Raw genomic sequence first — 8666 nt, 5'->3', positions numbered from 1 at the left:
CTGTTCATACTCCGTAGTTAACTTATTAATATATTCTAATAAGTAAAAATAATATTCTGGATAAGTCTGTCTAAAAAAATAAATATTCATATCAAATTCATTAAATCTATTCATCGGATAATAAAGCAAATTGAAATGTATTTTATTCAATTCTTGAGAAACACGTAGGGTTACTTGGGTCTCCAATGGTTTAAAATGTTCTTCGAAATCTTTTATAAACCGCTCATTTAAACTTTTTATTGTATTGTCACTGTTGTCAACATACTTCATTTCTTCTAATTTTCCGTTGAGATATAGCCAGATTAAAATATGATACATAAATTCCTCTGATAATTTATATGCTGTTGAATAACATAGATGTGCTATTTTACTCACTTCTTGTTGTGGAAAGAATGAGGTAATTGCTGGATTGAGCATGAGTATTTTTGATTTATCTGCTAATAAATGAATAGCTAGATAATGAAATATTTTTTTATACTCGCAGATTGACAATGAATATTCTGATTGTAATAAAGCAATCAATTTGTTCACCAAGGTAATCACTTCTTCTGGGTATACTCTTGTATACGTAACATCCGCCATTAAAAACAGTTGATAATAAAAGAGAATGATGTTTCTTTGATTCCCATACAATTTTTTCTTATCAAAGTAAATCTAATATTTTTTCAACATTTTTTTTAATTCTTGTAACATATTATATGCTGAAGAATAGCTGATATGATGGTCATTTGCAAAAGCTTCCAAAGTTGTATATGTTTCTCGGAAAAATTCAATCAGTAAATCGAGATAAATGGATTGTTGGATATATTTAGACAATAAAAAACCACTAGAATATTTCCCATCAATTTCCAGAATTAGCTCCGGTCCATTTACAATTAGTTTTAAATGCTGACTGATACCAAATGCCTCAATATCATCATTCAATTTATCAATTGTTTTTTTCAGAAGGAAGGTGGACAAAGAAAGCTCTTCTTGAATTTTCAATAACGTTTCCGATAAATTAGGACTTTCTTCTAAAAATTTAAGCAGTGAATAACTTCGGTCATCCTCCTTGCTCAAAAAAAACTCATACTTCATTAGTAATCAGCTCTTTCTTCCATATATTGCTGTCCCAACTAATTCATCAATCAGTTGGTCGTAAAAGTCTTTACTATCTGAATTACCACTTCCGATACTACGTTGCTGAATAAGTATTTTATTCCAATCAAACAATTCTTCGGTCAAGTAAATTTTTTTACTTTGTTTCTTAGTTGGTGGTAATTTCGAAGTGACAACTGTTTTTTCTTCTTCACTACTATCTGTTGTTGTCGGAACGGAGTCGGTAGTTATGCTTTCTTCTCGTGTGTTTTCCAAAGGTTGTATTTGTTGCTCTGGGTTCACTGGATCGTATATCGGATTTTGCTGATCATCACTGTAAACAATATTTGTAGCAGAAAGAAGCGAAAGTAAGATGGAACTCCATAATAAAGTATTTTTCGACTGGTTCATTCTTTTCACACGTATCGCCATAGCGTATAATTCCCGAAGATTAGAATTAATAAAACAATCAAGAGTGGTCCTACACTATATTTGGCAATATTCCTTTTCCTAGTTTTTAAATCCTGCATTCCAAACTTTGCATATTTCCGTGAAACGTTTGACTCTTGTTTCACTAGTTCAGCAATCACTACAATTCGTTTATCAGTCATTTCAGGTTTATCACAAGTGATAATTGTTAGTTTAGGTTCTGCTGTGTTTTCTAACACACTAAGATCTGCTTCATTAACAATCTTCTTTTCAATCACTTGATACTGGAGACTTTCTTTCAAGTATGTGACAAAAATTGGGTCATTCACCTTTACTTGTTGCAAGTTTCCTAATAACACGTCCTTCATCGTTAAGTGATGACCTAATAAAACCATGTTATCTTTTAGAATGTCTCTCTCCGGATACATGGACCCGACACCAACTAAAAGTTGCTGGTTGTTTAAACCAGCAAAAATAGGTAGTTTTATCTGCTGAATAGGAATCATCAGCTCACCAACAGCAGTAAGTTTTTCTGGGGACATATTTAAATAGTTCTCAATCGTGGGGAAATTGATTCGTTCATTTACTATGTTCGAAGGTCGCTCTGTTGTAATTGTCACAGTTGTTTGCTGCATTTTTACTAAAGTGATTGTATTTTTAATGACTGGGAAAGATAACAAACAAATGCCCACGCTAAAAAATAAATGAATCGCCCATTTAAATTTATTGGTCTTCATTTTTCTTTTTTCTCCGAACCAACAAAATGAGTAGGAATACTAGTAGTAAAAACATCATGCCAACTAAAATATACAACCACGTATAATCTGTTTTAATGGTGACATCTTTTTCATTTAATGTCTTTGCAAGTTTTCCATCAATAGTAAAATCTTTTTCAAATTTCCATTGATTGTTGTACTGGGTTGTTTTAGTTCCATGGGTTCTAGTAAATTTTCCAGCATCATTTTCATTTCCGAAGATAGTCATCGATAAATGATATTCTCCAGGTTCGAGTGCAGCCCCATTTAAAGCAGTAGGGAACGAAAAATTCGAATTAGGTGCAATTTGCAGCTGCTCTTTTTCTTCTTGATATAAAATTTTATCGCTACCTTTTTTGGTAATTTGGGTGTCAATGGCAACTTGATTAATGTATGTTTTTGTATCGTTTTGCACATTAGCCAAAATGACATTTCGTGCGTTTATTTGTCCAGGTTCAACCTCGTGTAGAAGTAAATTTGGCGCAACTTCATTTAAATTTTGACGCAATAACAAAGCAATCACATAAGCATATTCATTTTTAATGGATAACCCTTGGTCATTTGTCTCTTTTTCTTCTTTTTGTCGCTCTTTAAAGGTAATACCACCTGCCAATACACCATCGAATTTTTCTTTAGTCATTTCAACAGCGAATTTTACAATTTGCGTACTCTTTGGCTGCAAGGTAACTACCTTTGGATACTCCACATAATCTTCTAAATCGATTGTTAAGCTTTCATCCTTCTCTATATTATTCTCGCCATACTCCACGACAACATTTGAATTTGTTGTAGCACTATTTAAAGAAACATCAATCGTTACCTCTTGTTCCGTATCGTTTCTTAATTCAACTTTCAATTCCTCTTTTTGTTCAGGGTTAAGTTGAATGTCAAAATACGTTTTTTCCTTATCAATTTGTTGTTCGGGTGCTATTGGTGTCACGGCAAAATTGAATTCACTTGCTTCGACAAAGCCATTCATAAAACACATTCCCATAATAAATAATAATGCCAATAATTTTTGCTTTATTCTCAATTCCATCTCTCCTTTACTAATATGTAAAGACGAGAGCGCCCTCTCGTCTTTTGATTTTTAAACTAGTTCCCAGGTACATCTGTTAAAGTCCATGTTAAGTTCGTCGAATATTTTTCTGCATATTTGGTTGTTGAACCCGGTACGCTTAAGGTAATACTTTCAGCTGCTGTTTTTGCATCGGTTCCCCAATCGAATAAATACGTTCCTGCCCCATTTCCTTTACTAGCAGACATCACATTCGATTGAGAACCGTTTGAATTCAAAACAATTGTTGCCGCTCCAACCGGTTTCCCTGAATCAGAAGCTGTCACTACATTCCCGTTAGAGAAAGTAATGACCGCTCCAGTCAATTCTTTCCCTGAAACAGATGTAAACTGACCTTCTTGGTTTACTTTTAATGTCCACCCTGCTTCATTTCCTCGGTTGTCAGTCACTTGGACATAATTAGGACCTTCCTTTACTTCGGCTGTTGGCTTACCTGCTGCATCTAAAACTTTATATTTTTGTGTAGCTGCAAAATAAGTTTGATCTTTAGAGGTAATCTTTTGAACACCAAAATCTAAACTAGATGCATAGTCGATTGACAATGGACCATTTGTTCCAGTATTCGGTCCTTCAGGGTCCGTTGGATCAATCGGGTTGACTGGATTCGTTGGATTAGTCGGATCTACGGGGTTCGTCGGGTCTTCACTTGGGATAAATTCAACGACGCCATTTGACGTATACACACCACCATCTTCAGCAAAAGCGGTCACGGATCCTGCTAATCCGCTTAAAAGAACTGTAGACATCAATACTTTAGTTATATTTTTCATTATTTATTTCTCCATTCATTTTATTTATGGCACATCTTCCAGAGACCATTCTAAGGTGCCTGAATAAGTACCTAGACGTTGTTTTTCAATAGGAATTTTTAGACTGATTCCCTTCTCATTCTTCCATTCATTGGTTAAATTAACTTCGCCATCATCTGACAATTTTCTTTCTTCAGCAATAATTTTTTCTGCGCTAACATTCATTGTTTGCGATGCATTTGTATAGTAAAATGCGCCAGCTAGCTGATGGTCACTAGAAGCTAACGGTGTTTTTTCTTTTAACATCATGCGCCAGGAACTTTTTTCTTCGCCTCTAGTATCCGAAACAATCAAATCCCCATTCACTGACGGTGTATATTGCGTATTTACACTGCTAATTTTTTGCGTTCCAAAATCTAGTATAGTTGGAACCGACAGTAATTCTAAAGTTCCTAAGATTTCAACTTTCGTTGCCGCTTTAAAGACAGCATCTCTATAGGGATAATCTTCTTCCGGCTCGATATTACCAATATCATTATTTAAAGAAGGTGGATCTGGGATTTGTGTGACTTTTCCACTCGTATCTCGTAAGAAAATTTGTAAAATATCACCTTTCTTTAAGGACAGTTCACTTAGAAGAAGTGTCCATTTCCCTTCACTGGACACCGTTGTTTTTAACGCTAAATCTTGATTATTTAAGCGTACTGTGACAATGGCACCAGCTTCCCCTATCCCAGATAACTCTTTTATAGAAGGTGGTTGTGAGTTTCCACCGTTAATAGTAGCGGGTTCAGGAGGCGTAACATCAATGACTGAATACTTTGCGGTTTCCTTAGAACTCCAAGGTCCTCTTTGCGCATTAGCAAGCATTTCTTTTCCAGCCAGATTAAAATTCTCCGATTGATAGTTGACGTATCCCTCTGCATCTGTCAGTAAATCTTTCATTATCTTTCCAAAAGTATCGGTAATTGTTACTTTTGCTTGGTTCTTTGACGCATAGACAGGAATGTAGGTTACTTCGCCTTCAGAGTTCAAGCCGTTATTGTCTGGAACATAACCAATAACCACTCTTGCTTGAATTTTTTTATCAGCATCGGTCACAGGTGTCCATTCAACGATAGGATTTTGATTCATTCCTGAAATTCTTCGATAGTTCTTTTGAGAGAACCTATTTAATTCTGTTGTGGTGGAGCTAATTTTTTCAGCAGAACCATTCCCACTTACTGAGAATTGAGCGACCTTTGGATAAGTTTCATCGGAAGGTCCTAAAGGTTGTGTCGCCAATTTCCATAAATCAATGTCTGAGTCGACGATTTGAAAGGTATTATCCGCATAATTTCCCGTGGCTACTTGCACAGCAGCGTAATTGTCCCTCAGATTACGAATATCATATTGTGCAGGACTATTTAACACTAGTTTATTATTTTGTCTTCTAATATTTCCGGTACCTGTTCCATTAGCAGATAAGTTAATTAATGGTTGGTTACTTACTCCTATCGTGTAGAAATAAGCACCGGGCTCCACATTTAAGTAAGTATTATTATTGCTATAAGCAACTACTGATCCAGAATTTCGCTTACTTGTTAAATTGACAATGGCTCCCGATTTAACTGTCATTCCTGAACCATTCATGTCAAAACGAACAGCATTCCCTGGCATATTCACATTAAAGGTACTATTCTCACCGACTGTCAACGCTTGATAATAAGAGTAAACGGCTGGATAAGTAGTACCCGATGTTTGGCTTTGAGTGACATCGACTCGACAATTTTTACCAATAGTAAACTCCTTGCTTGCTCCTGTGGAAGTATCACCAGCAGGAACGTTATACCAAAAAATTGAAAAATCATAAAAATTGACATTTCCTTTATAGGTTGTCCCATCTTCCATCTTTAAACTGCCTAAATAAAAATTTTCTGCTCGAGTATTGATATTCATTACACCATACACGGTCACCTCTGAATGAGAAGCACGGGCCAATCTTTGCACACCAGACTCTGTGGTAATATTGCCGAAACGATAGCGCCACTTTCCACCATTAGTATAATTTAGTCTATTTCCTACAATATCTTCACTATTTGCACCACCATAACGCTGGTTAAGAACAATATCATGCATGTGAAAATTCCCTGTTCCCGTTGGTGCTCCTAATTGAATCGATGTGCTTTTAAAATCAATTCGATTGCCTTGTCCGTCAATTTCCAAATCATTTCTTCTGACATAGCTAGTCAGCGATGTGTCTGTGTTACTAGGATTAACAAAACTACTTTTTAAGACAATTTTTGTGACTGATTCATTACGAACTGCTTGTACAAATTCACTCCAATTGGAAACTTCTAAAATTTCGGCAACTCGCTGTACGGAACGTTCTTTATCAAGGATATTTTTATCGGTATTTGTTTCAATCGCCGGTTCCTTACTTTCCTCAGTTTCTTCTATATGACTACTGTCTTGCACATTACTAGAAGAAGTAGTTATGTCATTTAAACTATCCGTACTTTGAACTGCTGATTCAGTTGTTTCCTCAATCTTTCCACCTGTTTTTTCAGTGTCAGAACCCAATGATGTAGAGGTTCCCATTGTTTGTTCAATCTGGATTTCGTTCTCTGTAAGGTAAACATCTGTATTCTGATGATTGGTATCTGAGCTAATATTGGCAATAGGAGAGATATTTGTCGCTAATACACCGCTGAATAGAAGCGTTATTATTTTTCCTTTCAACATATCTCTGTCCTCCTAATTTTAAATTTCTGGGATATCCGTTAATGTCCAAACTAGTTTTGTTTGATATTTAACAGCGTCTTTCGGTGTGGAACCAGGTACCGCTAGTTGAATAGCTTTTGTGACATTCACTTGTCTTATATCGCCATTTTCATCAACTTCTTCGACTTTTTCTACATGTCCCCAATAAGTTGCCCATGTACCAGCACCAGTATCTGCTTTTGCAAAAGTCACGATGGAAGCTAATCCGGGAACCAATTCAATGCTATTTTTAGCTTCCGGCGCTGTAATATGTTGAACATTACTACTTATCGCAGAATTGGATAATGTCATTTTTGCACCTGTTAAGACATTATTTAAGGTTGGTGTAGTTGAAGTTAGTTGTGCTTCTTGTGTTACCGAAAGTGTCCAACCACTGTTTGTTCCACGATTATCAGAAACTTGAACAAAATTTGGCGTATCTTCTTGGTCACCTTGATAAGATTGAGCTCTTGCAAAATAAACTTGGTCTTTATTTGAAATACGATTCTTTCCAAAATCTAAACTTGAAGCATAGTCTATTGATAAAGGGCCTTGAGTACCCGGGTTGGGACCATCAGGATCTGTTGGATCGATTGGTTTTACAGGTTTCTCTGGCTCAGGATTTTCTGGATTGACAGGGTCAGTCGAATCTAAATTAGGGACAAATTCTACTACTCCATTCGATTGATAGCTTTTAATTTCTTCCGCATTTGCCTCAATCGATAACACTGACAAAATAATTGAATTTAAAATAAGAAATCTTATGAGTTCTTTTCTCATCACACTCCTCCTTTCCAATTAATTAGCTGGTGTATTTTCTAATGACCAAACTAATTTTGTTGAATATTGTTGAGCTAATTTAACAGATTTTCCTGGTACAGAAAGTTGAACAGCATCTTTATTATCTTCTGCATCTGCACCAAACCGATAAACCCATGTGCCTACCCCTGTTCCTTTTTGCGCGTTTATTGCCAACGTATTATTTGTTCCTGGTGTTAAAACCAATTCAGAGCTGACAGTTGTAGGTGTATATGCTGGATCAACTAATGAAGCCGCTTGCCCTTTTGAAAATTTAAGTTGAGCTCCAATCAATTGGTCACCATTTGCTGTTTTAAATTGTTCAGGCTGAGAAATACTTAATTTCCAACCGGCCAAAGTTCCTCTCTTGTCTGTTATTTGGACATAGGTAGGTTTTTGAGTACCATCCTTCATTTTGTCTGGACTTGCATAATACGTTTGATCAGAGGTAGAGATTTTTTGTGTACCAAATTTGAATTTTGAACCATAATCGATAGACAATGCACCACCAGTTCCAGGTCCAGGCGGATCAATTGGATTAACAGGGTTTGTTGGATCGGGATTTTCCGGATCAACTGGAGGTGTAATCTCGTTATCGCCTGCTTCAAAGGTGATAATTCCTTCTGTGTTATATTCTTTTGTAGTAATTTCTTCTGCGGACACGTGGAACGTAGCTGCGGCAATTCCTATTAATATTGTGCTAGATAACAAAAATGTTCCTTTTTTCATCATTGACACTCCTTTTTCCAATAAAAATCAAATACATACTTGTAATTAAGCATATAATCCCGATGTTTGAATAAATCGGAGAAACAAAGTCCCCTGTACGCGGTAATACCTTTTGACCAGTCGACGAATAATTACTTGAACTGTTTAAATCTTTTTCACTCCCTTGTGGATATTCATAATTACCATAAAAACTAGTTTGTCCATTTGACTCATAATGTTGCTCCATCGCAAAACTATTTGTATTAACCATCACAAAAGACACAAGAAACAAAGTAATTATAATCTTAAGGTAATTTTTCATAGATTACT

General features: G+C 35.7%; 9 protein-coding genes and 1 pseudogene. All 10 read right to left on the bottom strand.

Annotation, left to right across the window (positions count from 1 at the left end; genetic code table 11):
- A pseudogene (locus BAU17_RS08400) lies at window positions 1–633 on the bottom strand (hypothetical protein); the annotation flags it as partial.
- 21 nt (window positions 634–654) lie between these two features.
- Complete coding sequence (locus BAU17_RS08395) at window positions 655–1077, bottom strand: helix-turn-helix domain-containing protein (protein ID WP_161902367.1); 423 nt, start codon at window positions 1075–1077, stop codon at window positions 655–657.
- Window positions 1078–1083: 6 nt separating this feature from the next.
- The gene (locus BAU17_RS08390; RefSeq protein WP_161902366.1) at window positions 1084–1509 is read right to left on the bottom strand and encodes a hypothetical protein; all 426 of its coding nucleotides are present in this window, start codon (window positions 1507–1509) and stop codon (window positions 1084–1086) included.
- Entirely contained in the window at window positions 1494–2243 is a 750-nt protein-coding gene (locus tag BAU17_RS08385; protein WP_161902365.1) for a class A sortase, read from the bottom strand. Before BAU17_RS08385 ends, BAU17_RS08390 begins: the two co-directional genes overlap by 16 nt.
- A complete protein-coding gene (locus BAU17_RS08380) occupies window positions 2230–3300 on the bottom strand; it encodes a WxLIP family cell surface protein (protein ID WP_202622302.1) in 1071 nt (356 codons plus the stop codon). The genes BAU17_RS08385 and BAU17_RS08380 overlap by 14 nt, the downstream gene beginning before the upstream one ends.
- 56 nt (window positions 3301–3356) lie before the next feature.
- Entirely contained in the window at window positions 3357–4109 is a 753-nt protein-coding gene (locus tag BAU17_RS08375; RefSeq protein WP_161902363.1) for a WxL domain-containing protein, read from the bottom strand.
- 24 nt (window positions 4110–4133) lie between these two features.
- Window positions 4134–6812, bottom strand: coding sequence for a pectate lyase-like adhesive domain-containing protein (locus tag BAU17_RS08370; protein WP_237579097.1), 2679 nt, complete (start codon window positions 6810–6812; stop codon window positions 4134–4136).
- Between the two features lie 18 nt (window positions 6813–6830).
- Entirely contained in the window at window positions 6831–7610 is a 780-nt protein-coding gene (locus tag BAU17_RS08365; RefSeq protein WP_161902362.1) for a WxL domain-containing protein, read from the bottom strand.
- Between the two features lie 18 nt (window positions 7611–7628).
- Window positions 7629–8357 (bottom strand): WxL domain-containing protein, encoded by a 729-nt coding sequence (locus BAU17_RS08360; protein ID WP_161902361.1) that lies wholly within the window; start codon window positions 8355–8357, stop codon window positions 7629–7631.
- Entirely contained in the window at window positions 8329–8607 is a 279-nt protein-coding gene (locus tag BAU17_RS08355) for a hypothetical protein (RefSeq protein WP_161902360.1), read from the bottom strand. Before BAU17_RS08355 ends, BAU17_RS08360 begins: the two co-directional genes overlap by 29 nt.
- Window positions 8608–8666 lie beyond the last annotated feature (59 nt).

It is taken from the genome of Candidatus Enterococcus willemsii, assembly GCF_009933335.1.
GTDB classification, from domain to species: Bacteria; Bacillota; Bacilli; order Lactobacillales; family Enterococcaceae; genus Enterococcus_F; species Enterococcus_F willemsii.
The sequence above is the reverse complement of the archived record's forward strand: the minus strand, read 5'-3'. Positions and strand labels throughout refer to the sequence as shown.

What these genes read in the sequence shown, in the direction of transcription:
- BAU17_RS08395 (WP_161902367.1), bottom strand. Translation starts at nt 1,077, where the DNA reads ATGAAGTATGAGTTTTTTTTGAGCAAGGAGGATGACCGAAGTTATTCA.
- BAU17_RS08390 (WP_161902366.1), bottom strand. Translation starts at nt 1,509, where the DNA reads ATGGCGATACGTGTGAAAAGAATGAACCAGTCGAAAAATACTTTATTA.
- BAU17_RS08385 (WP_161902365.1), bottom strand. Translation starts at nt 2,243, where the DNA reads ATGAAGACCAATAAATTTAAATGGGCGATTCATTTATTTTTTAGCGTG.
- BAU17_RS08380 (WP_202622302.1), bottom strand. Translation starts at nt 3,300, where the DNA reads ATGGAATTGAGAATAAAGCAAAAATTATTGGCATTATTATTTATTATG.
- BAU17_RS08375 (WP_161902363.1), bottom strand. Translation starts at nt 4,109, where the DNA reads ATGAAAAATATAACTAAAGTATTGATGTCTACAGTTCTTTTAAGCGGA.
- BAU17_RS08370 (WP_237579097.1), bottom strand. Translation starts at nt 6,812, where the DNA reads ATGTTGAAAGGAAAAATAATAACGCTTCTATTCAGCGGTGTATTAGCG.
- BAU17_RS08365 (WP_161902362.1), bottom strand. Translation starts at nt 7,610, where the DNA reads ATGAGAAAAGAACTCATAAGATTTCTTATTTTAAATTCAATTATTTTG.
- BAU17_RS08360 (WP_161902361.1), bottom strand. Translation starts at nt 8,357, where the DNA reads ATGAAAAAAGGAACATTTTTGTTATCTAGCACAATATTAATAGGAATT.
- BAU17_RS08355 (WP_161902360.1), bottom strand. Translation starts at nt 8,607, where the DNA reads ATGGTTAATACAAATAGTTTTGCGATGGAGCAACATTATGAGTCAAAT.